Origin of the sequence: Amycolatopsis sp. NPDC101161, assembly GCF_044768185.1 — a bacterium.
Lineage (GTDB): Bacteria > Actinomycetota > Actinomycetes > Mycobacteriales > Pseudonocardiaceae > Amycolatopsis.
Genome location: NZ_JBIWPI010000001.1, coordinates 510,534 through 531,750 on the forward strand (window position 1 = coordinate 510,534; position 21,217 = coordinate 531,750).

The window sequence follows — 21,217 nt, forward strand, 5'->3', positions numbered from 1 at the left end:
GGAAGGGCGGTGGCCGTCCTCCGTAGACTGGGCCGGACGCGGGCTGTGTCGAACTAGTGAGGTGGAGACGAGTGACGTTGCTGGAGTCCCTGGACGGACCGGCGGACCTGAAGCGCATGAGTGTCGAGGACCTCGGCGAACTGGCCGCGGAGATCCGGGACTTCCTCGTCGACAAGGTCCGCCGCGCCGGCGGCCACCTGGGGCCCAACCTCGGCGTCGTCGAGCTCACCCTGGCGTTGCACCGCGTGTTCGACTCGCCGCGGGACGCGATCGTCTGGGACGTCGGGCACCAGGCCTACGTGCACAAGATCGTCACCGGTCGCGCGGAGGGCTTCGACCTGCTGCGCCAGACCGGCGGCGTCACCGGTTACCCGTCGCGCGCGGAGAGTGAGCACGACTGGGTCGAAAGCAGCCACGCGTCCTCCGGGCTGTCCTATGTGGACGGCCTGGCGAAGGCGTTCGCGCTGGACGGTGCCGGGCGGCACGCGATCGCCGTCGTCGGCGACGGCGCACTCACCGGCGGCATGTGCTGGGAAGCGCTCAACAACATCGCCGCGCACCGCGAGCGCCCGGTCGTCATCGTCATCAACGACAACGGCCGCTCCTACTCGCCGACCATCGGCGGCCTGGCCGACCACCTCGCCGCGCTGCGCCTGCAGCCCGGCTACGAGCGCCTGCTCGACGGCGGCCGCGAGATCCTCAGGCACACCCCGGTCGTCGGCAAGCCGATCTACGCCGCGCTGCACGCCGCGAAGGCCGGCCTGAAGGACGCGCTCAGCCCGCAGGCGATGTTCTCCGACCTGGGCCTGAAGTACCTCGGCCCGGTGGACGGCCACGACCAGGTGGCGCTGGAGAAGGCGCTGCAGAGCGCGAAGGCGTTCGGCGGCGCGGTGATCGTGCACGTGGTGACCGAGAAGGGCCACGGTTACGCGCCCGCGGTCAACAACGAGCACGACCAGATGCACCAGACCGACCCGATCGACCCGGAGACCGGCCTGCCGCCGGTCAAGGGCCCGAGCTGGACCGGCGTGTTCGGCGACGAGCTCGCGAAGATCGGTGCCGAGCGCGAGGACGTCGTCGCGATCACGGCGGCGATGCTGCGCTCGACCGGGCTCGACAAGTTCGCCGAGGCCTTCCCGGACCGGTGGTACGACGTCGGCATCGCCGAGCAGCACGCGGTGACGTCGGCGGCGGGGTTGGCGATGGGTGGGCTGCACCCGGTCGTCGCGATCTATTCGACGTTCCTCAACCGCGCGTTCGACCAGGTGCTGATGGATGTCGCTCTGCACCGCCTGCCGGTGACGCTGGTGCTCGACCGGGCCGGGATCACCGGGCCGGACGGGCCGAGTCACCACGGGATGTGGGACCTGTCGCTGCTCGGCATGGTGCCGGGGATGCGCGTGGCCGCTCCGCGGGATCCGGGGACGCTGCGGGAAGAACTGCGTGAGGCGGTTGCCGTTTCCGATGGGCCGACTGCGCTGCGGTTCTCGAAGGGCAAGGTCGGTACGGATGTGACGGCGGTTGAGCGGATCGGCACTGTTGATGTGCTGCGTCGGCCTGTTGAGGGTGCTGACGTTCTGCTCGTGACTGTCGGGGCCTTTGCGACGCTGGGTCTTGCGGCCGCGGATCGGCTTGCCGATCAGGGTATTGGGGTTACCGTGGTTGACCCTCGGTGGGTGCTTCCGGTTCCGGCCGAGCTGGTTGCGTTGGCTTCGCAGCACAAGCTTGTCGTGACTGTGGAGGACAGTGGGCGGCATGGGGGGTTCGGGTCGGCTTTGGCTGCTCTCTTCCGGGATGCTGAGTGCGATGTGCCGCTGCGGGATTTGGCTGTGCCGCAGGCTTTTCATGACTTGGGGAGCCGGGATGAGGTGCTTGGGCGGATCGGGTTGACCGCTCAGGATGTTGCTCGTCGGGTTACCGAGTGGGCTTCCGGTCGTCTTGGCTCTCCTTCGGAGCCTGCGCGCAAGGATGCCAATCGCAACTGAAAAGCTGTCCTCGCCGGACGGGCAGGCTCTGGGATGACCGTGCCTCGCTGGTGGTCATCCCGTCGCCTGATTGAGGCCTATCACTTTGAGCCAGGCCCGCAAGCTTGGCATCTCCGCTCTCTTTGGTCTGTGGGTTGCGGGCCTGGCTCAAAGTGATTTCTGGGCCTCAGGCGACGGGATGACCACCAGCTCAGGCCTCTGCCGGGACGGCTTCGGTTACCGGTTGGGGCACCTGGGCGAAGACCTCTGGTGGCTCCGGGAACACCTTTACCAGTGCCGGATACGCCACCGCCGCTGTTACCAGGGTGACCAGCAAGCTTATGTCCACTCCGCCTGCCACGTCTCGTAGCGGGCCTGCGATCATCGGTGTGTTCGCGCACAGCAACCCCAGTGTTGTCGCCGGGATCCAGGCCGCCATTGCTCGCCAGTTCACCCCTCGGGTGAACCAGTACCTTCCGCCCTTGCGGCCCTCGTTGAACACCTGCAGGTCCGCTACGTCGTAGAAACCGCGGCGCTGGACGAAGCCGATCATCATGATCACCATCCACGGGCTCGTGCACAGCACGATCAGCGTTGCGAACGCGTTGATGCTCGACACCATGTCCAGCACGAAATTGCCGACGAAGATGAACGCCACGCTCAGCGTTCCGATCAGCAGTGTTGCCTGGACGCGGGACAGCTTGGGGAAGATCGAACTGAAGTCCAGCCCTGTCCCGTACAACGACGTCGTTCCCGTCGACAGGCCGCCGATCAGGGCTACCACGATCAGCGGGATCGCGTACCACAGCGGGGAAATCGCCGTCAGGCCCGTGATGTAGTCGGCCGGGTTCGCGACCAGCGTTGCCGTCGCGATGCCGAAGCCGAACGGCAGCAGCGTTGCCACCTGGGCCAGGAATGGCGCCGTCAGCAGAGAGCGCTTGCTGTAGCGCGCGGGGATGTAGCGGGCCCAGTCGCCGAGGAACGCGCCGAACGAGATCGGGTTCGCCAAGGCCGTCAACGCCGCCAGCGTGAACGTCGGCCAGAACGTGCCCAGGGCGTACGTTCCGGTGCCCGCGTAGCCCGGGTCGAACGAGCCGCCGTACGCCACCACGCCCAGGAGCATGATCAACGTTCCCAGCACCACCGCGATCCGGTTCACCAGCAGCATGAACCGGTAGCCGTAGATGCAGACCACCAGCGTCGCGATCGCGATCACGCCGTACGCGACGCCGCGCAGCACCGCGCCGCCGTCGAAGCCGAACAGGCGTTGCGCCGCGCCGGCCACCGCGTCGCCGCTCACCCACACCGAGATCGCGAAGAACGTGATCGCCGTCAACAACGACAGGAACGAGCCGACGCACCGGCCGACCACGCCGAAGTGCGCGCCCGACGACACCGCGTTGTTCGTGCGCGTGCGCGGTCCGAACAACGCCATCGGTGCCAGGACCAGGCCGCCGACGACCACCCCGAGCGCCGTGGCCAGCGCCGCGTCGCGGAAGCTCAGCCCGTACGCGATCGGGAGCGTGCCCAGGATGATCGTGGCGAACGTGTTCGCGCCGCCGAACGCCATCCGGAACAGGTCGCGCGGCCGCGACGTCTGCTCCTCCGGCGGGATCGGGGCGATGCCCGTGCTGCTCGACCTCCGTGATCTTCTCGCTCATGCGAACCTCGTCATCACGTGCTTGACGCGGGTGTACTCGGCGAACGCGTACGACGAGAGATCCTTGCCGTGACCCGAGTGGCCGAACCCGCCGTGCGGCATCTCCGCGACCAGCGGCCCGTGCGTGTTCACCCACACGCACCCGAAGTCCAGCTCGGCCGACACCCGCGCGGCCACGCCGAGGTCCTTCGTCCAGACCGACGACGCCAGTCCATAAGGGACGCCGTTGGCCAGCGACACGCCGTCGGCTTCGTCCGAAAAGGACTGGACCGTGATGACCGGGCCGAAGATCTCCTCCTGGACGATCTCGTCGTCCTGGCGGACCCCCGAGACCACGGTGGGGGAGAAGTAGAAGCCGGTGGAGCCGAAGCGCGAGCCGCCGGTTTCGATCCGCGCGTGCGACGGCAGCCGCGAGATCAGGCCCTCGACGCGCGAGAACTGCGCCGCGCTGTTCAGCGGCCCGTAGTCGACGCCCGGAGTCTGCGCAGCGGCGACCTTCGCCAGTGCGGCGACGAAGTCGTCGTGGATCGACGCGTGCACCAGGATCCGGCTGCCCGCCGTGCAGTCCTGGCCCGCGTTGTAGAACGCCGCTCCCACGATGCCCTCGGCCGTCGCCGCGAGGTCGACGTCCGGGAAGACCAGCAGCGGCGCGTTGCCGCCCAGCTCCAGGTGGGTGCGCTTGAGGTCGGCGGCCGCGACGGTGGCGACGTCGATGCCCGCGCGCGTCGACCCGGTGATCGAGACGAGCGAGGTGATCGGGTGCTTGACCAGCGCCCGGCCCGTGTCGCGGTCGCCGGTCAGCACGGTGAACGATCCCGGAGGCAGGAACTCCGCGGCGACCTCGGCCAGCAGCAGTGCCGTCGACGGTGTTGTCTCGGCCGGCTTGAGCACCACCGTGTTGCCTGCGGCCAGCGCCGGCGCGATCTTCCAGACCGCCATCATCAGCGGATAGTTCCACGGCGCGATCTGCGCGCAGACGCCGATCGGCTCGCGGCGGATCACCGACGTGTGCCCCGGCGCGTACTCGCCGGCCGCGGTGCCCTCCAGGTGCCGCGCGGCCCCGGCGAAGAACCGCAGCGCGCTCACGCACTCCGGGATCTCCTCTTCGAGCACCACCGACCGGATCTTGCCGGTTTCGCGCACCTCGAGGTCGGCGAACTCCGACGCGCGCGCCTCCAGAGCGTCGGCGATCTTCAGCAGGGCCAGCTGCCGCTGCGCCGGGGTGCTGCGCCGCCACACCGCAAACGCTTGCGCGGCCGCTTCGAGGGCGGTGTCCACATCGGACTGCGAGGCGACGGGACTGGTGCCGAACACCTCGCCGGTCGCCGGGTCGGTCAGGTCGAGCGTGCGGGTCATGCCTTCTCCAGGTGGGTCGGCGCGAACAGCTTCAGCAACGCGGGGAGGACGACGACGGACGGCCCCGGCGTGCGCAGCGCCTCCGCGAGGTCCGCTCCTACGGTGTCCAAAGAGGAGAGACGAGCGGGGACGCCGAACGACGAAGCCAGCGCCACGAAGTCGGGCCGGGCCAGCTCGGTGGCCGTCGTCCGGCCGAACGCGTCCGTGAGGTACTCGCGCAGCACGCCGTAACCGCCGTCGTCGATGATCAGCCACGTGACGTCGAGGCCGTGCTGCACCGCCGTGGCCAGCTCGGCGACGCCGTACATCGCGCCGCCGTCACCGGACACGGCGAGCGCCGGACCGCCGGCCGCCGCGCCGCCGAGCGCGCCGGGCAGGCCGTAGCCGAGGCCGCCCGCGCCCTGCGCCGTGTGGATCGGCGCGCCCTCGGGGTTCCACGCCGACCAGGCCCAGTACGCGGCGATCGTCATGTCCCAGAAGGTCTGCGTGCCGTCGGGCAGCGCCGCGCGGATGTCGTCGATCAGCTTCCGTTCGGTGGCCAGGTCTTGACCGTCCAACCGGGACTCCACCGCGGACACCAGCGAAGAAACCGCCTTCTCGGCCCGGCCGTCGGACGCTCGCATCGGCACCCACTCCAGCAGCGCCTGCAGCGTGAGCCGCACGTCGGCGTGGATGCCGAGAGCGGGGTAGTTCGACTCCAGCTTCCCGAGGTCGGCCTCGACCTGGATCACCCGGCCGCGCGGGGCGAACTCGCGGTAGTTGCTGGACAGCTCGCCGAGCCCGGAACCGAGCACGAGCAGGACATCCGCGGAGGCGAGGAACTCCGTGGTGTGCCAGTCCTCCAGCCACGACCGCCCGGACAGCTCGTGGTCCCAGCCGAAGACGCCCTTGCCGCCGAACGTCGAGATCACCGGTGCGCGCAGCGCTTCCGCGAGGGCCGTCAGCTCGGCGTGCGCCCCGGACCGCAGCGCTCCACCGCCGGCGAGGATCACCGGGTTCGCCGCCGCGCCCAGGAGGTCCGCCGCGGCGGTGACCAGCTCCGGAAGGGGTTCCAGCAACGGGGGAGCGGCCGACACCGACGTGATCGGCGGGACCCCGGCCGGGCCGAGCAGCACGTCCTGGGGGATCTCGACCCACACCGGGCCGTAGGGCGCGGTCGCGGCCGACGTCCACGCCTCCCGCAGTGCCGTCGGGATCTGGCTCGCGCGCCGCACGACGTGCACCGACTTCACGACGTCCCGGAAGCTCGCCTGCTGGTCGGGCAGCTCGTGCAGGTAGCCGTGCCGGCCGCCGCCGAGGCCGGCGACCGGGACCTGGCTGGAGATGCCGAGCACCGGCACCGACGCCGCCCGGGACTCCTGCAGGGAAGCCAACGTCAGCAGCGCACCCGGGCCCGTCGACACGATCAGCGGCGTCACCGGCACCGGCCCGTCCGGGTTCGCCGCGAGCCGCGCGCGGGCGAACCCGTCGGCGGCGAAGGCGAGGTTGTTCTCGACGCGCCCGCTGAGCACGCGCAGGTCGTCCGCGCGTCGCAGTGCTTCGAACAGGCCCAGCGCGTGCTGGCCGGGCAGGCCGAACACCGTGTCGGCGCCCAGCGCGCGGAGGGTTTCGACGACGACGTCGCCGCCGATGCGGGTCATTCGCCCTTCCCCAGCGACAGCAGGCTGACCAGGTCATAGGCGACGTGGGAGGCCGCGATGGCGGTGATCTCGGCGTGGTCGTAGGCCGGGGCCAGCTCGACGACGTCCGCGCCGACCAGGTTGAGGTCGCGCAGCCCGCGCAGGATCTCCAGCAGCTCGCGGCTGGTCATCCCGCCCGCCTCGGGCGTCCCGGTGCCGGGGGCGTGGGCCGGGTCGAGCACGTCGATGTCGACCGAGACGTACAGCGGCCGGTCGCCGATGCGCTGCCGCAGCGCGTCGACGGTCTCGGCGACGCCGCGGCGCAGGACGTCGCCGGAGGTGACGATGCCGAAGCCGAGCCGGCGGTCCTCTTCGAGGTCGCGCTTGCCGTAGAGCGGCCCGCGCGTGCCGACGTGCGACAGCGCGCTCGTGTCGAGGATGCCTTCCTCCGACGCCCGCCGGAACGGCGTGCCGTGCGTGTACGGCTCGCCGAAGTAGGTGTCCCAGGTGTCGAGGTGCGCGTCGAAGTGCAGCAGGGCAACGGGTCCGTGCTTCTTCGCCGCGGCGCGTAGGAGCGGCAGCGCGATCGTGTGGTCGCCGCCGACGGTCACCAGCCGCGTCCCGTTCGCTTGCAGCGCCTCGGCTTCCTGCTGCAGCGTCTCGATCGCCTCGCCGATGTTGAACGGGTTGACCGCGATGTCCCCCGCGTCGACGACCTGCTTCTCTTCGAACGGCGAGACGTCCAGCTCCGGGTGGTACGGCCGCAGCAGCCGGCTCGCCTCGCGGACGGCCGCCGGGCCGAACCGCGCGCCGGGCCGGTAGGACACGCCGGAGTCGAAGGGCACCCCGACGACGGCGACGTCGGCGCGTTCGACCTGGTCGATCCGCGGCAGCCGCGCGAAGGTCGCGAAGCCGGCGAACCGGGGGACGCGCGACGAGTCGAGGGGTCCGATGTTAGGCACTGGTGGGCTCCTGTTCCCGGGTCTCGGTGGTGGTGGTGTCTTCGCCGCTCAGGCGGCGGGTCCAGACGGAAAGGATCGAGTCGGCCGTGCGCGGAGTCGCGAAGCTGACCGCCAGGTAGACGACCAGGCTGGCGCCGAGGCCCCAGTAGATCGGGGTGTTGGCGTCGACGCCGTCGATGATCATGAACGCGACCACGGACACCGTGCCGGCGACCATCGACGCGTACGCGCCCTGCCGGGTGCCGCGCTTCCAGAACAGCGCGCCGACGATCGCGACCAGCAGACCGCCGACGAGGATGTCGTAGGCGATGGTGAGCGCGTTGACGACGTCGTCGACGATCATCGCGATGCCGATGGCCAGCAGGCCCAGCACGAGCGTGGCGAGCCGGTTGCGGCTGACCTCGCCGCCCTTCTTCAGGCCCAGCTTGGAGAGCAGGTCCGACGTCGTCGTGGTCGAGCAGGCGATCAGCGCGCCGCTCGCGGTCGACATCATCGCCGACAGCGCGGCGGCCAGCACCAGGCCGCGGACGCCGGTGGGCAGCAGGCGCTCGACGATCGTCGCGAAGGCGTCCTGCGCGCTCGCGATGTCCGGGTACAGCGCGTGCGCCGCGGTGCCGATCAGGGCGCCGGCGAGACCGTAGACCAGGCAGTAGACGCCGGAGGTGATGCCGCCGGACGTCGCGATCGCCGGGGTGCGTGCGGTGAACACGCGCTGCCAGATGTCCTGGCCGATCAGCAGGCCGAAGGTGTAGATGACGAAGTAGGTGATGATCGTGTCGGTGCCGATCGAGGTGAAGCTGAAGAAGCTCGCGTCCAGCTTGGCGCTCATGCCGTCGAACCCGCCCGCGGAGCTGATGGCGACCGGCAGCAGGATCACCAGGATGCCGATCGTCTTGATGACGAACTGGGCGATGTCGGTCAGCGTGATCGACCACATGCCGCCGAGCACCGAGTAGAGCACCACGATCGAGCCGCCGACGGCGATCCCGGCCCAGTTCGGCAGGTCGAACAGCACCTTGAAGATCGTCGCGAAGGCCAGCGTCGAGGTGACCGTGAGCATCAAGGTGTAGCCCCACATGACGACGCCGGACACCGCGCTGGTGCGGCCGCCGTAGCGCAGGTCGAGCATCTCGCCGACGGTGTAGACCTTCAGCCGGACCAGCCGCCGCGCGAACAGCGCGTGCAGCACGAGGATGCCGACGCCGATGCTGACGACCAGCCACATGCCGGAGATGCCGTAGGTGTAGCCGAGCTTCACCCCGCCGACGGTCGACGCGCCGCCGAGCACGACGGCCGACATCGTGCCGGAGTACATGAACCAGCCCAGCCGCCGGCCGGCCACCAGGTAGTCGGACTTCGTCTTCGCGAGCCGGAGGCCGTACCAGCCGACCCCGAGCATTCCCGCGATGTACAGCGCGATCACCGCGTAGTCGCCGGTCACGGTGTCCTCCTCACGTCGGTTTCGGGCCACCGTAGATTCGCCCGCCACCCCCTCGGCATGGGACGATTCGTCCCCAAGTCGACATCGTTGGGGATGAAATGACCCAGATCACGGATTCACTGTCCACGGAGGTGAATGTCCCGTTACGGGACGTGGTCGGCAACCGGGAGCTCGCGCTCGACGTCGTCCCCGAAACCCTGCGGCCGGGCGCGTTGGATGCCCCGGTGCGCTGGGCGCACGTGAGCGAGCTGCAGGATCCCGCGCCCTACCTGCTGGGCGGAGAGCTGATCCTCACCGCCGGGGTCAACCTGCCGGAGCAGATCGACCGGTACGTGCGCGGGCTGCGCGACGCCGGCGTCACGGCGCTGGGGTTCGGGCTCACCCCGACGGTGCACGAGACCCTGCCGGAACCCCTGCGCCGGGCGTGCGCGCGGCGCGGGCTGCCGCTGCTGGTGGTGCCGTCGCGCACGCCGTTCCTGGCGGTCAACCGGGCGGTCTCGGTGGCGTTGACCGAGGCCGGCCAGCGGGAACAGCGGCGGATCACGGCGGCGCGCGAGACACTCACGCGCGCCGCGGGCGGCGGGCTTGGCGAGCTGACGTCGGCACTGGCGGCGGTGCTGCGGTCCTGGGTGGCCCTGGTCGGCGCCGGGGACGTGCTGGCCTCGGCGCACGACGCGCCCACGCCGCTGCCGGCGGCGGTGCGGGAGCTGATGGCGACCGTGCGGGCGGGCAGCGGGATCCGGAGCGCGACCACCGAGGCCGACGGCGGCTTCGTCGTCGTCCAGCCGGTGTACCCGCAGGCCACGGCGTCGCACCTGGTGGTCGTCGGCCGGCCCCGGCGGCTCGACGGCGCCGAGCGGGCGATCCTCGCCGTCGGCGCGGCCCTGCTGGGCCTGGTCGGCCGCGCGGGCTCGGACGCGGCCGAGCTGGGCGCGGCGGCCACCGGCCTGCTGCTCGGCCGGGTGTCCCCCGGGGACGCGGCCGGGTCGGTGCTGGGGTCGGAGGTCGTCCGGCTGGTCGCCGGGGCGGCCCACCGGCGCGGTCCGGACGAGGTGGCCCGGCGCCCGGACTGGCTGCGGGCGCGGCTGGACACCCCGCTGGTCTCGGTGCTGCCCGGCCGGTTCGTGGCGATCGCCGGGTCCGCGCCGCCGCGCGCGGTGCTGGAGGACCTGCGTGCCCACGGCTGGCTGGCGGCGGTCGGCTCACCGACGCCGGCGGGCAGGCTGTCCGAGGGCGAAGTCGACTTGCTGCTCGCACGCGCCCAGTCCCTGGGGCGCCCGGTGGTGGCGGGGGATTCGCCGCTGGATTTCGACGCTTTGGTGGCTCCGGACGCATCCCGGGGGTTCGCCGCGAAGGCCCTGGAGCCGTTGGTGGCGCTGGATCACGCGGGGGACCGGTCACTGGTGCTGACGCTGCGGACGTGGCTGGCCCACCACGGCGCGTGGGAACCGACGGCGGCCGAGCTGGGGGTGCACCGCAACAGCGTCCGGCACCGGATCGCGCAGGTGGAGAAGGCGCTGGCGGTGGATTTGGCGGACCCGGAGGTCCGGATGCGGCTGTGGTTCGCGCTGCGGTGGGCCGACTCGCGGCACAACGGCTAACGGCCGGCCAGTTCGCTCGATGCGCCCCAGGACGGGTCGGCATGTCGTGGGAAACGGTGGACGGACCTTGCACCTCGAAGGCACTGTGCGGAACCACAGTGACATGCCGGTCTTCAACCTGGTTGTCGCTTTGGAAGCGGTGGGCACCGGTCAAGAGGGCTTCCGGATTCTCGAACCCGGCGAGTCGGTGACCGTCAAGCTCGTGCTCAACCGGTCTCCCGGCAACGGGCGTGCTGAGCGGCGCTCGCAGCGGGTGCCGCTCGAGCGGGTTCCGGCTGGCGAACTTCCGGCCCGAAAGCCAAGCCACACCGGACGCATAACGTCCTTAAAGGGCACTCTCAGGAAAATATGGGATTGTGGGCTCGTGCGAGTTTTGGTAGTCGAGGACGAAGAACCCCTGGCCGACGCGATCGCCCGTGGCCTGCGCCGCGAAGGCATGGCGGTGGACGTCGCGCTCACCGGGGACGACGGGCACGAGAAGGCCGCCGTCACGCGGTACGACGTCGTGTTGCTGGACCGGGACCTGCCCGGGATGTCCGGGGACGAGCTGTGCCGGGAGATCGTCGCGTCCGGGGAGCTGACCCGGGTGCTGATGCTCACCGCGAGCAGCTCGGTGTCCGACCGCGTCGAGGGGCTTTCCCTCGGCGCCGACGACTACCTCGCCAAGCCGTTCGCCTTCCCCGAGCTGGTCGCCCGCGTCCGGGCGCTCGGCCGGCGGGCCACGCCGGCCGCGCCGCCGCTGCTCACCGCCGGCGATGTCGAGCTGGACCCGGCCAAGCGGACCGTGCGGCGCGCGAGCGGGCCGGTCGAGCTGACGCGCAAGGAGTTCGGCGTCCTCGAGGTCCTCCTGCAGGCCGCCGGATCCGTGGTCAGCAGCGAGGAGCTGCTCGAACGCGTCTGGGACGAGAACGCCGACCCCTTCACCACGACCGTCCGGGTCACCGTCATGACGCTGCGCAAGAAGCTCGGCGAACCGGGGATCATCGAGACGGTCGTCGGATCCGGGTACCGGGTGCCGGAACCCGGCGCACAGCGCGCGTGAACCTGCCGGGCACCCGCAGCCTCCGCGCCCGGATCACCCTGCTGGCGACCGTGCTGGTCGCCGCGGTCAGCCTGCTGCTGCTCTGGCTCGCCTGGACGCTGGTGCGGGACTCGCTCGACACCGTCCCGCAGATGCCGCCGGGCAGCACGGTCGTCGTCGACGGCGTCACGGTCGACGCCTCGACGCTCGCCGAGCACCTGCGCGTGCACGCCCGCGACCGGATGCTGCTGTTCGGGTCGATCGCGTTCCTGCTGGTGGTGGCGGCCGCGGCGATCCTCGCCTGGACGTTCACCTCCCGCGTCCTGCTGCCGCTGCGGGAGATCACCGGCACTGCACGGCGGCTGTCGGTCGAGTCGCTTGGGGAGCGGATCGGCGCGGTGCGCCCGCGTGACGAGCTGGCCGTGCTGGCCGAGACGTTCGACGACATGCTCGACCGGCTCCAGGCCGCGTTCGACGCGCAACGCCACTTCGTCGCGAACGCGAGCCACGAGCTGCGGACGCCGTTGTCGGTGATCCGCACGGAGCTCGACGTCACCCTCGCCGACGACGACGCCGACGAAGCCGAGCTGCGCCGGATGGGCGGGGTCGTCCGCGACGCGACCGAACGCGCCGGGCAGCTGGTGAACTCGCTGCTGCTGCTCGCCCGCACCGACGGCGCCGGGCTCGGCGTCCGCGAGCCGGTCGACCTGGCCGTGGTGATCGACCGCGCGTGGCGCGCGGTCCGGCTCGAAGCCGAGAAACGCGGGATCCGGGCGACCTTCGCGGTGGTCCCGGCGCCGGCGTTCGGCGACCCGGCGCTGCTGGAGCGGATCGCGGGCAACCTGCTGGAGAACGCGGTCCGCCACAACGTCGAGGGCGGCTGGCTGGAGGTCATGACCCAGCCGGGACCGCAGTGGTCGACGCTGCGGGTGCGTTCGTCGGGCGGCCTGGTGGACCCGGCGACGGTGGCGGAGCTGTTCGAGCCGTTCCGCCGGGCCGGGGTGGCGCGGACGGCCCGGTCGGGCGCGGGGCTGGGGCTGGGGCTGTCGATCGTCCGGGCGGCGGTGGCGGCGCACGGCGGAAGCGTGACGGCGGAACCCATCGTGGGCGGCGGCTTGGGCGTGACGGTCCACCTCCCCGTCCGCTGAGCGGTCAGCGGCCGAGGGCGAGACCTGCGCGGAGCACCCCCGCCGCGTGGAGCATCGCCGCGCGGGCGTCCGGGTCGATGCCGACCCGGTTCGCGAACCCGTGCAGCTGACCCTCGTGCTGGCGGTGCACCAGCGGGACCCCGGCCGAAGCCAGGCGGGCCGCGTACGCCTCGCCTTCGTCGCGCAGCAGGTCGAAGCCGCACGTGGCCACGTACGTCGGCGGGAGACCTTCGAGGGCGTCGTCGTACAACACCGACGCCCGCGGGTCCGAGTACAGCGCCGGGTCTCGCACGTACTGCTCGCGGTACCAAGCCCATTCGTCCCGGTCCAGCCGGAACCCCGAGCCGAACCGCCGGTGGGACTCCGACCCGCCGAGCGCGTCCGTCGCCGGGGTGAGCAGCAGGCTGAACGCCGGGCGGGGCAGCTCGCCGCGGGCCGCCGCGTGGGCCACCACCGCCGCCAGGTTGCCGCCGCTGCTGTCGCCGCCCACCGCGAGCCGGGCCGGGTCGATGCCGAACTCCGCCGCGTGCTCGTGGACGAAGGCGAACGCCGCCACGGCATCGGAAGCCGCCGCCGGGAACGGGTGTTCCGGGGCCAGCCGGTAGCCCATCGACACCACCCGCACCCCGGCTTCTTCGGCCAGCAGCCGGCACGCGCCCTCGTGCGTGTCCAGGCTGCCGAGGACGAACCCGCCGCCGTGGAAGTACACGATCGCCGGCCCGGGTACCGGGAGCCCGGCCGGTTCGTACCGCCGCAGCGGCAGCGGGCCGCCGGGCCCGGGCCACGACGAATCCCGCGTCCGGACGCCCGGGCAGATGCCCGCACCCGCGAGCGCGCCCGCCAGGTTCAGCTCGGCCCGGGCCCGCGTGAGGCTGCCGTTGCGGTGCGGCGCGTCGAACGGCGCGAACCGCGAGACACGCATCAGCATCCGCGCGGTCGGCACCGGCTGCCGCCCGTCCACGACCACCGGCCGGCCCGCGAGCACGCGCAGCACCGGCGAAGGCAGGCGCAGCAGCCATCGCAGCCCGATCATGATCGACCGGACGAGCAGCACTCTTCCGTTCAGCACACGTCCACGAAAATCGGGTTCGCGTACATCCACAAGTCCTCGAACGGGTTTGCCTGCCCGATGACGTCCGGAGTGGGCTCCGAAGCGCCGTTCGAGCCGCGGACCCGCGCGTAGAACGGCGAGCGCACGTTCCGGAAGGTGTGCCGGAAGACCACCTGCCGCCCGGGCGCCCACCGCGGTTCGAACGACTCGACGACCCGCGTGCCCGGCGCGGTCATCGTGTCCGGATCGGCGACCGGGCCGGTCACCGGGCCCGCGACGACGTCCAGCCGCGCCAGTCGCGGCACCGAGCCGCCGCCGTTGGGACGTGAAGCGAGCCGGGCCGAGAGCGTCAGCGTGACGTCCGAACCGCGCCGCACCCGCAGCCTCCCGCCCAGCGTCGCCGCGGCCCCGTCGCCGAACGCGCCGACCTCGAGCGACTGCACGAGCCCGCCGTGCACGCCCCAGACCCGTCCGGCGCGCAGGCCTTCCAGGACGCCTTCGAGGCTTCGCCGCTTCACGCCGACGTACGTGCGGCTGAACTCGCCGGGGTAGAAGTCCGCGTACGGCGCCAGCAGCTGCGGGGAGCCGGTGTCGACCGGGTCCGGGAACTTGCCGTGCGTGTCGTACCAGCCGTCCGCCACCTGCGGGCGGACCAGCGTGTCGCCGCGGTTGTAGTGCGAGTCGGAGTTCGTGGTGACCCACCACGGCTTGCCCTCGGCGAGCAGCGAGTCCCACAGCCCGCCGACCGTCGCCGTCGCCCAGTCCCAGCCGCCGTGCGTCCGGTACGCCTCGGCCGGGAAGCCCGGCCACGAGTTCGGGCCGGGGCTGTTCGCGTAGCCGCCGCGGGCGCCGCCGTTCCCGAGTGGTTTCGGGAAGCCGTCGGCCTGCGCGCCGGGCGCGCCCTCCATGCCGATGACGATGTCCGGCGCGGCGTCGCGGTAGGCGCGCAGCTCGTGCGGCGCGACGCGGCCGTTGCGCAGCGGGTGGTTGATCAGCACGACCGGCGCGTGGATCCGCTTCGCCTGTTCCTCCGCCGCCAGCCAGCGCAACGCCCGCAGCGCGAGGGCCTCGTTCGCCGGGCTCGACGCCTCGGAGTTCGTCAGCCGCCAGTCGAAGGTCCGCTCGAACTCGCGCAGCTTGGCCGCCTGCGCCGAACCGGCCTGGAAGAACACCGTCGCGTGCTCGGCGCCCGGGACGTTCCACTCCATGCCGTGCCACAGCAGCAGGTCGGGGTACTTCCGCCGGGCGGCGAGGAAGTCCTGTTCCGTCGGTTCGACCGACACCTTCTCGTGCTCGGCGTGCCCGTGGTCGGTGAAGACGATCCAGTCGGCGCCGTGCGCCCGGCCGCCGCGCGCGATCTGGTCGATCCGGTACATCGCGTCGTACGAGTACTGGCTGTGCGTGTGGTGGTCGCCCACCAGCCACTGGTAGCGGCCGCACAACCGGCTCAGGTCGACGTCGGGATCGGGGAGGGGGATTCCCGCGGCGGCGGCCGCGAGCCCGGCACCCTTGAGGAACCGGCGTCTGTCGGTGGTCACGCGCGGACGCTAAGCCGCCGGGGTGAACGGGCGGTGTCCCGGCGGCCAACGTGTGCTGTGATCTTGGGCGTGGAGGACAAGCCGCTGGTCCGCGTGGTCGCCCCGACCGTCGCGCTCGCCTTGGCCGCGGGGGTGGGGCTGGCCTTCGGCGTCGCGGCCTTGAAGCGGCCGCCGGACCTGCCGGTCGACACGAACCCCGCGCCCCTGGCGGGTCACACGCTGTGCGCGGCCGTCGTCGTGGTCTTCCCCGCCGACGCCGAGCTGCGGGTGGCGCTGCCGGCGGTGCGCGACGACCCGAAGGTCCGGCGGGTGTTCGTGGACCCGCCGTCGGTCTCGCTGCTCGCCGTCCCGGGCACCGACCTCAAGGCGTGGGCGCAGGAGCTGCACGCGCGCTTCCGCAAGGCTGAGCGGGTGACGGTCATCGATTCCGACGCGACGGCGGCGCAGCTGAAACTCACCGCGCCGCCGCCGAAGTGCCCTCGTGAGGGCGAGTACTAGCGCGCCGGGACCGAGGCGACGCCCGGGGCGAGGAACGGCTTGCCGTTCACGCGCTCGGACACGCCGGAGCGGTCCAGGTACGGCGTGATGCCGCCGTTCCAGAACGGCCAGCCCGCGCCGAGGATCAGGCACAGGTCGATGTCCTGCGCCTCGGCGACCACGCCCTCGTCGAGCATGATCCGGATCTCCTCGGCGATCGCGGACAGCGCCCGCTCGCGCACCTGCTCCGAAGTGGACGGTCGGTCGCCCTGCGTCCAGAGTTCGACGACTTCGGGGTCGGCGGACTGGTTGCCCTTGTCGTCCCAGACCCAGACGCCCTTCTTGCCCGCCTTGACGAACTTGGCGAGGTTGTCGGACACGGTGAAGCGGTCCGGGAACGCCTCGTGCAGCGTCTCGCCGACGTGCAGCGCGATGGCCGGGCCGACGAGCTGCATCAGCGTCAGCGGCGTCATCGGCAGGCCCAGCGGCTCGAGGGCCCGGTCGGCGACGTCGAACGGCGTGCCCTCGTCGACGGTGACCAGCACCTCGCCGAGGAAGCGCAGCAGGAGCCGGTTGACGACGAACGCGCTCGCGTCCTTGACCAGCACGCTGGACTTCTTCAGCTGCTTGCCGACCGAGAACGCCGTCGCGAGCGAAGCGTCGTCCGTCTGCTCGCCGCGGACGATCTCCAGCAGCGGCAGCACGGCGACCGGGTTGAAGAAGTGGAAGCCGACGACGCGCTCGGGGTGCTGCAGCTTCGACGCCATCGCGGTGATCGACAGCGACGAGGTGTTCGTCGCCAGGATCGCCTCGGCGGAGACGTGCTGCTCCAGCTCGGCGAACACCTGCTGCTTGACGCCCAGCTCCTCGAAGACGGCTTCGATGACGAAGTCGGCGTCGGAGAACGCGGCCTTGTCGAGCGAGCCGGAAACCAGCGCCTTGAGCCGGTTGGCGCCGTCCGGGGACACGCGCTTCTTGCTCAGGAGCTTGTCGATCTCGGCGTGGACGTAGCCGACGCCCTTGTCGACGCGCTCCTGGTCGACGTCGGTCAGCACGACCGGCACCTTCAGCCGTCGCACGAACAGCAGCGCGAGCTGGCTGGCCATCAGGCCGGCGCCGACGATGCCGACCTTGTTCACCTTGCGCGCCAGGGACTTGTCCGGCGCGCCGGCCGGGCGCTTGGCGCGCTTGTTGACCAGGTTGAACGAGTACAGCCCGGCGCGCAGGACGTCGGACATGAGCAGCTCGGCGAGGCCGTCGGTCTCGGCCGCGTAGCCGCGGTCGAGATCGTTCTCGCGGGCCAGCTCCATCAGCTCGACGGCCTTGGTCGCGCCCGGCGAAGCGCCGTGCGTGCGACCGTCCACAAGGGACTTGGCGCGGGCGATGGCGGCGTCCCAGCCCGAGCCGCGGTCGATCTCGCGGCGCTCCGGGGTGATTTCGCCGTTGACAACCTTGGCCAGCCACAGCAGCGACTGCTCGAGGTAGTCGGCCGAGCCGAAGACGGCGTCGACGATGCCGAGCTCGGCCGTCTGCTTGACGTTGAGCATCTTGTTCTGCGCCAGGGCGTTCTCGATGATCACCGTGACGGCCGCGTCCGCGCCGATGAGGTTCGGCAGCAGCTGCGTGCCGCCCCAGCCCGGGAACAGGCCGAGGAAGACCTCGGGGAACGCGATGGCGGCGGTGTTCTCCGACAGCGTCCGGTAGTGGCAGGACAGCGCCAGCTCGAGGCCGCCGCCCATGACCGCGCCGTTGATGAACCCGAACGTCGGGATCTTCGACTCGGTGAGCCGGCGGAACACGTCGTGCCCGGTCTGGGCGATCTCGCGCGCCAGCTCGGGGTCGCTCACCGATTCGACGCCGGACAGGTCGGCGCCGACGGCGAAGATGAACGGCTTGCCGGTGACGGCGATCGCGGCCGGCTCGGCCTCGAAAGCCTTGTCCAGCGCGGTGTTCAGGGACACGAGCCCCTGCGGGCCGAAGGTGTTCGGCCGGGTGTGGTCGTGGCCGTTGTCGAGCGTGATCAGCGCGACGGGCTTCTCGAGCCCGGGCACCTTCACCAGCCGCGTCACGGCGTTGGTGACGACCTCGTCCGGGAAAGCGGCCTTCGCTTCTTCTGCGGTGAAAGTCATTACTTCGCCCCCTCGAAGGCCGGGTTCTCCCAGATCACGGTGCCACCCATGCCGATGCCGATGCACATCGTCGTCATGCCGTACCGGACGTCGGGCCGCTCGGCGAACTGGCGGGCCAGCTGCGTCATGAGCCGGACGCCGGACGAGGCCAGCGGGTGGCCGCACGCGATGGCGCCGCCCCACTGGTTGACGCGCGGGTCTTCGTCGTCGATGCCGAAGTGGTCGAGGAAGGCCAGCACCTGCACGGCGAAGGCCTCGTTGATCTCGAACAGGCCGATGTCGTCGATGGACAGGCCGGTGCGCTTGAACAGCTTCTCGGTGGCCGGCACCGGGCCGATGCCCATGACCTCCGGCTCGACGCCGGCGAAGGAGTAGCCGACCAGCCGCATGGCGACCGGCAGGCCCAGCTCGCGGGCGGTGTCCTCGTCGGCGAGGATCGAGGCGGTCGCGCCGTCGTTGAGGCCGGCTGCGTTGCCCGCGGTGATCCGGCCGTGCGGGCGGAACGGCGTCTTCAGGTTCGCGAGGGTTTCGAGCGTGGTGCCCGGGCGGGGCGGCTCGTCCTCGGTGGCCAGGCCCCAGCCCAGCTCCTTGGAGCGGGTGGCGACCGGGACCAGCTCGGGGCCGATCTTGCCGGTCTTGACGGCCTCGGCGTAGCGCTCCTGGCTGCGCGCGGCGTAGGCGTCGGTGCGCTGCTTGGTGATCGCGGGAAACCGGTCGTGCAGGTTCTCGGCGGTCTGGCCCATGACGAGCGCGGTCGGGTCGACGAGCTTGTCGGCGATGATCCGCGGGTTCGGGTCGACGCCCTCGCCCATCGGGTGGCGGCCCATGTGCTCGACGCCGCCGGCGATGGCGATGTCGTAGGCGCCGAAGCCGATGCCGGACGCGACGGACGTGACGGCGGTCATGGCGCCGGCGCACATGCGGTCGATGGCGAAGCCCGGGACGGACTTCGGCAGGCCGGCGAGCAGCGCGGCGGTGCGGCCGATGGTCAGGCCCTGGTCGCCGATCTGCGTGGTGGCGGCGATGGCCACCTCGTCGACGCGCTCGGGCGGCAGTTCGGGGTGCCGCCGCAGCAGCTCACGGATGGCGTTGACGACGAGGTCGTCGGCGCGGGTCCCGGCGTAGATGCCCTTGTCGCCGGCCTTGCCGAAGGGGGTGCGTACCCCCTCGACGAAGGCGACGTTTCGCACGCCCCGCGCGTTCGGCGCGAGCGGCGTTGCTGGTGCGGCCACGAATGCTCCATGAAGTAGAGGTCTTTGCCCGCACGATAGCCCTTGTTACCCGCCGGTAACCAGTGCTGTGGCCCGGTCGAGTGGGCTACGGCACACTCTTGGGGGTGAGCGTCTGGCCCTTGAGCAGCCAGGCCACGCCGAACGACCAGACGGCGACGCTCTCCAGCCACAGCGCCGGGTGCCATTCCGGCACCAGGTCGAGCGCCTTGGTGACGGCGATGAGGACCAGGCACGCGAGGATCGCCACGCCGCAGACGCGGTAGACGATCCCGACGCCCGCGGGCTGCTCGCCGTCGTGGGGGAACAGGCGCAGGCAGAAGTAGGCCAGCATCAGGAAGAAGACCGCGGCGAACACCAGGTGCAGCACCCCCGACGTGCGGTCCCAGGCCGTCACGTCGTGGTCTGGTGTCGTCGGGAAGAGCGCGAGCCCGATCGCGCCGAGGCCGGCGACGCTGCTGGCGACGTTGTCGGCGAAGTCGTGGCCGTAGTAAGCGAGCAGGAACACCCCGGCCGCGCACATCGAGCCGACGAAGACGTCCCGGACGTCGGTGTAGTAGTACGCGCTGAGCGAGCCGGCGAGGTCGCCGCCGTCGAAGACCTGCTTGCCGAAGATGAGGACGAACGGCAGGGCCAGGCCGATGAGCCCGATGGCCCGCCGGAGGAACAGGTACGAGTGGACGAGCGTGCTCTGCGGGGATCGGGTTGCCGTGGTCATGCCGCCTCCGGGGTCGTCACCGAGGTCATCGGCGTTCTTCTGCCCCGGGAGGAGCGTTGTTATCCGACGGGTGCCCAGATCCTCAGCTGATCGTTACGGAGTTCGGCGAAGGCACCGGTCGCGGGGTCGTGCGCGGTGGGGCGGAAGCCCTCCGCGAAGCCGATCCGGGCGCCGTCGGCGGGGTCCCAGACCTCGAAGCCGGCTTCGGCGGTGACGTACAGCAGGCCGCCGTGGCCCCACATCGGTCCGGCCGGTCCGGCGAACATCCCGAGCCGGGAGTCGCCGCCGGCGTCGCGCAACTCGACGCCTTCGAGCATCGGCTCGTCGTCGCCGATGCCTTGGAGAGCAACGGTGTCCTCGCCGATCCAGGCCATCGGGGTGTTCCAGGAGTAGCCGCGGTCGGCGAGCATCCGACCGTGTTCGGGCGCGTGCCGATCACCGGCGAGCCATGCCTGGAAGTCGAGCGCCAGCGGGATCCCCACCGGGTGCCAAGCCCAGCCGTCGACGAGGAGGGACCGCCCGGACGGGCTCGGCAGCAGCGCGCCGAAGAAGTAGTCGAAGTAGTGCTCGGGATTCTCTTCGCGGGTCGTGACGCGGTCGGTGAGCAGGCGCCCGGTGGCGGCGTCGAAGACGTCGAGCCGGTTCCAGTCCGTCGCCGTGACGACCAGCGGGCCGGTCCCGGCGTTGACGAACGCGACGGGGAACCGGGTGGTCTCGGTGTGGTAGTCCTGCCGGTCCAGTGCCAGGGTCACCACACCCGAACCGAGGTCGACGACCGCGCCGTGGCGGCCGTGGTCGGTGACCACGGCCGCGAACCGGCCGTCTCCGGAGGTGTACAGGGCCGGGCCGCGGACGTGGCCGGCCCACTCCTCCGGCGGCTCCGGTGGCAGGTCGACCGGCCCGGCGAGCCGGGGTTCGCCGTCGGTCCCGGCCAGGCCGGCCGCGGTGAGCGCGAGCCAGCCGTCCGGCAGCGGCGCGAGACACCGGTCGTTCAGCGGGGTGATCGCGCAGGGTGTCGTCGTCCAGGTGCCGCCGAGATCCCGGTCTCGCCGGAGGATTCCGGGGTCGCCGCGCCAGCCGAGGTAGGCAACGCTTTCAGCGCGTTCGAAGCAGCCGACACACGCTTCCAGCAACTCGGGCGTTTCGGCGTCGGCACACGCTTGGCACAGCAGGTCGTATCGGGTCGCGACGCCGGTGAGCACACGGAAGCAGCCCGGTCCGTTGTCGGTGGTGAGGTGGGCGCAGACGCGCGCCCCGGCGGCCGGTGCGAGATGGCCGCACGAAGAAACGTTCACCCACCCAG

At 71.5% G+C, this 21,217-nt stretch carries 15 protein-coding genes and 1 pseudogene; 5 read left to right on the plus strand and 11 right to left on the minus strand.

Annotated features, from left to right (window positions below):
* The first annotated feature begins 71 nt into the window (after nucleotides 1-71).
* The gene (gene dxs / locus ACIRSS_RS02515) at nucleotides 72-1,985 is read left to right on the plus strand and encodes a 1-deoxy-D-xylulose-5-phosphate synthase (RefSeq protein ID WP_400889741.1); all 1,914 of its coding nucleotides are present in this window, start codon (nucleotides 72-74) and stop codon (nucleotides 1,983-1,985) included.
* A gap of 190 nt (nucleotides 1,986-2,175) precedes the next feature.
* On the opposite strand, the pseudogene ACIRSS_RS02520 reads toward dxs, so the two are convergent.
* From ACIRSS_RS02520 to ACIRSS_RS02540, 5 genes and pseudogenes are all read right to left on the minus strand, one after another.
* Nucleotides 2,176-3,625 (minus strand): annotated as a pseudogene (locus tag ACIRSS_RS02520) (purine-cytosine permease family protein).
* A complete protein-coding gene (locus tag ACIRSS_RS02525; protein WP_400889743.1) occupies nucleotides 3,622-4,980 on the minus strand; it encodes an aminobutyraldehyde dehydrogenase in 1,359 nt (452 codons plus the stop codon). The pseudogene ACIRSS_RS02520 and the gene ACIRSS_RS02525 overlap by 4 nt, the downstream one beginning before the upstream one ends.
* Nucleotides 4,977-6,620, minus strand: a complete 1,644-nt coding sequence (locus ACIRSS_RS02530) for a thiamine pyrophosphate-binding protein (protein WP_400889745.1) — start codon at nucleotides 6,618-6,620, stop codon at nucleotides 4,977-4,979. Before ACIRSS_RS02530 ends, ACIRSS_RS02525 begins: the two co-directional genes overlap by 4 nt.
* Complete coding sequence (gene speB / locus ACIRSS_RS02535; protein ID WP_400889747.1) at nucleotides 6,617-7,561, minus strand: agmatinase; 945 nt, start codon at nucleotides 7,559-7,561, stop codon at nucleotides 6,617-6,619. The genes ACIRSS_RS02530 and speB overlap by 4 nt, the downstream gene beginning before the upstream one ends.
* Nucleotides 7,554-9,002 (minus strand): sodium:solute symporter, encoded by a 1,449-nt coding sequence (locus tag ACIRSS_RS02540; protein WP_400889749.1) that lies wholly within the window; start codon nucleotides 9,000-9,002, stop codon nucleotides 7,554-7,556. The genes speB and ACIRSS_RS02540 overlap by 8 nt, the downstream gene beginning before the upstream one ends.
* Nucleotides 9,003-9,100: 98 nt before the next feature.
* Between ACIRSS_RS02540 and ACIRSS_RS02545 the strand changes: the two genes are divergently transcribed.
* The 3 genes from ACIRSS_RS02545 (at nucleotide 9,101) to ACIRSS_RS02555 (ending at nucleotide 12,772) form a co-directional block, all read left to right on the plus strand.
* Nucleotides 9,101-10,603: a PucR family transcriptional regulator gene (locus ACIRSS_RS02545; protein ID WP_400889751.1), complete on the plus strand. Its 1,503-nt coding sequence runs from the start codon at nucleotides 9,101-9,103 to the stop codon at nucleotides 10,601-10,603.
* Nucleotides 10,604-10,967: 364 nt separating this feature from the next.
* Complete coding sequence (locus ACIRSS_RS02550) at nucleotides 10,968-11,645, plus strand: response regulator transcription factor (RefSeq protein ID WP_372668141.1); 678 nt, start codon at nucleotides 10,968-10,970, stop codon at nucleotides 11,643-11,645.
* A complete protein-coding gene (locus ACIRSS_RS02555; RefSeq protein ID WP_400889752.1) occupies nucleotides 11,642-12,772 on the plus strand; it encodes a sensor histidine kinase in 1,131 nt (376 codons plus the stop codon). The genes ACIRSS_RS02550 and ACIRSS_RS02555 overlap by 4 nt, the downstream gene beginning before the upstream one ends.
* 4 nt (nucleotides 12,773-12,776) lie before the next feature.
* Here the strand turns inward: ACIRSS_RS02555 and ACIRSS_RS02560 are convergent, their stop codons facing one another.
* The gene (locus ACIRSS_RS02560) at nucleotides 12,777-13,841 is read right to left on the minus strand and encodes an alpha/beta hydrolase (protein WP_400889754.1); all 1,065 of its coding nucleotides are present in this window, start codon (nucleotides 13,839-13,841) and stop codon (nucleotides 12,777-12,779) included.
* Nucleotides 13,835-15,361, minus strand: a complete 1,527-nt coding sequence (locus ACIRSS_RS02565; RefSeq protein WP_400889756.1) for a twin-arginine translocation signal domain-containing protein — start codon at nucleotides 15,359-15,361, stop codon at nucleotides 13,835-13,837. Before ACIRSS_RS02565 ends, ACIRSS_RS02560 begins: the two co-directional genes overlap by 7 nt.
* 57 nt (nucleotides 15,362-15,418) lie before the next feature.
* On the opposite strand from ACIRSS_RS02565, the gene ACIRSS_RS02570 reads away from it, so the two are divergent.
* A complete protein-coding gene (locus ACIRSS_RS02570; protein ID WP_400889758.1) occupies nucleotides 15,419-15,859 on the plus strand; it encodes a hypothetical protein in 441 nt (146 codons plus the stop codon).
* On the opposite strand, the gene ACIRSS_RS02575 is transcribed toward ACIRSS_RS02570, so the two are convergent.
* From ACIRSS_RS02575 to ACIRSS_RS02590, 4 genes are all read right to left on the minus strand, one after another.
* The gene (locus ACIRSS_RS02575) at nucleotides 15,856-17,967 is read right to left on the minus strand and encodes a 3-hydroxyacyl-CoA dehydrogenase NAD-binding domain-containing protein (RefSeq protein ID WP_400889760.1); all 2,112 of its coding nucleotides are present in this window, start codon (nucleotides 17,965-17,967) and stop codon (nucleotides 15,856-15,858) included. The genes ACIRSS_RS02570 and ACIRSS_RS02575 overlap by 4 nt on opposite strands.
* On the minus strand, nucleotides 17,967-19,157 hold the full coding sequence (locus tag ACIRSS_RS02580; RefSeq protein ID WP_160696750.1) for a thiolase family protein: 1,191 nt from the start codon (nucleotides 19,155-19,157) through the stop codon (nucleotides 17,967-17,969). Before ACIRSS_RS02580 ends, ACIRSS_RS02575 begins: the two co-directional genes overlap by 1 nt.
* A 127-nt stretch (nucleotides 19,158-19,284) precedes the next feature.
* A complete protein-coding gene (locus ACIRSS_RS02585) occupies nucleotides 19,285-19,914 on the minus strand; it encodes a DUF998 domain-containing protein (RefSeq protein ID WP_400889762.1) in 630 nt (209 codons plus the stop codon).
* Between the two features lie 59 nt (nucleotides 19,915-19,973).
* Nucleotides 19,974-21,209, minus strand: coding sequence for a hypothetical protein (locus tag ACIRSS_RS02590; protein ID WP_400889764.1), 1,236 nt, complete (start codon nucleotides 21,207-21,209; stop codon nucleotides 19,974-19,976).
* Nucleotides 21,210-21,217: the final 8 nt, after the last annotated feature.

What these genes read in the sequence shown, in the direction of transcription:
- ACIRSS_RS02525 (WP_400889743.1), bottom strand. Translation starts at nt 4,980, where the DNA reads ATGACCCGCACGCTCGACCTGACCGACCCGGCGACCGGCGAGGTGTTC.
- ACIRSS_RS02530 (WP_400889745.1), bottom strand. Translation starts at nt 6,620, where the DNA reads ATGACCCGCATCGGCGGCGACGTCGTCGTCGAAACCCTCCGCGCGCTG.
- ACIRSS_RS02545 (WP_400889751.1), top strand. Translation starts at nt 9,101, where the DNA reads ATGACCCAGATCACGGATTCACTGTCCACGGAGGTGAATGTCCCGTTA.
- ACIRSS_RS02575 (WP_400889760.1), bottom strand. Translation starts at nt 17,967, where the DNA reads ATGACTTTCACCGCAGAAGAAGCGAAGGCCGCTTTCCCGGACGAGGTC.
- ACIRSS_RS02585 (WP_400889762.1), bottom strand. Translation starts at nt 19,914, where the DNA reads ATGACCACGGCAACCCGATCCCCGCAGAGCACGCTCGTCCACTCGTAC.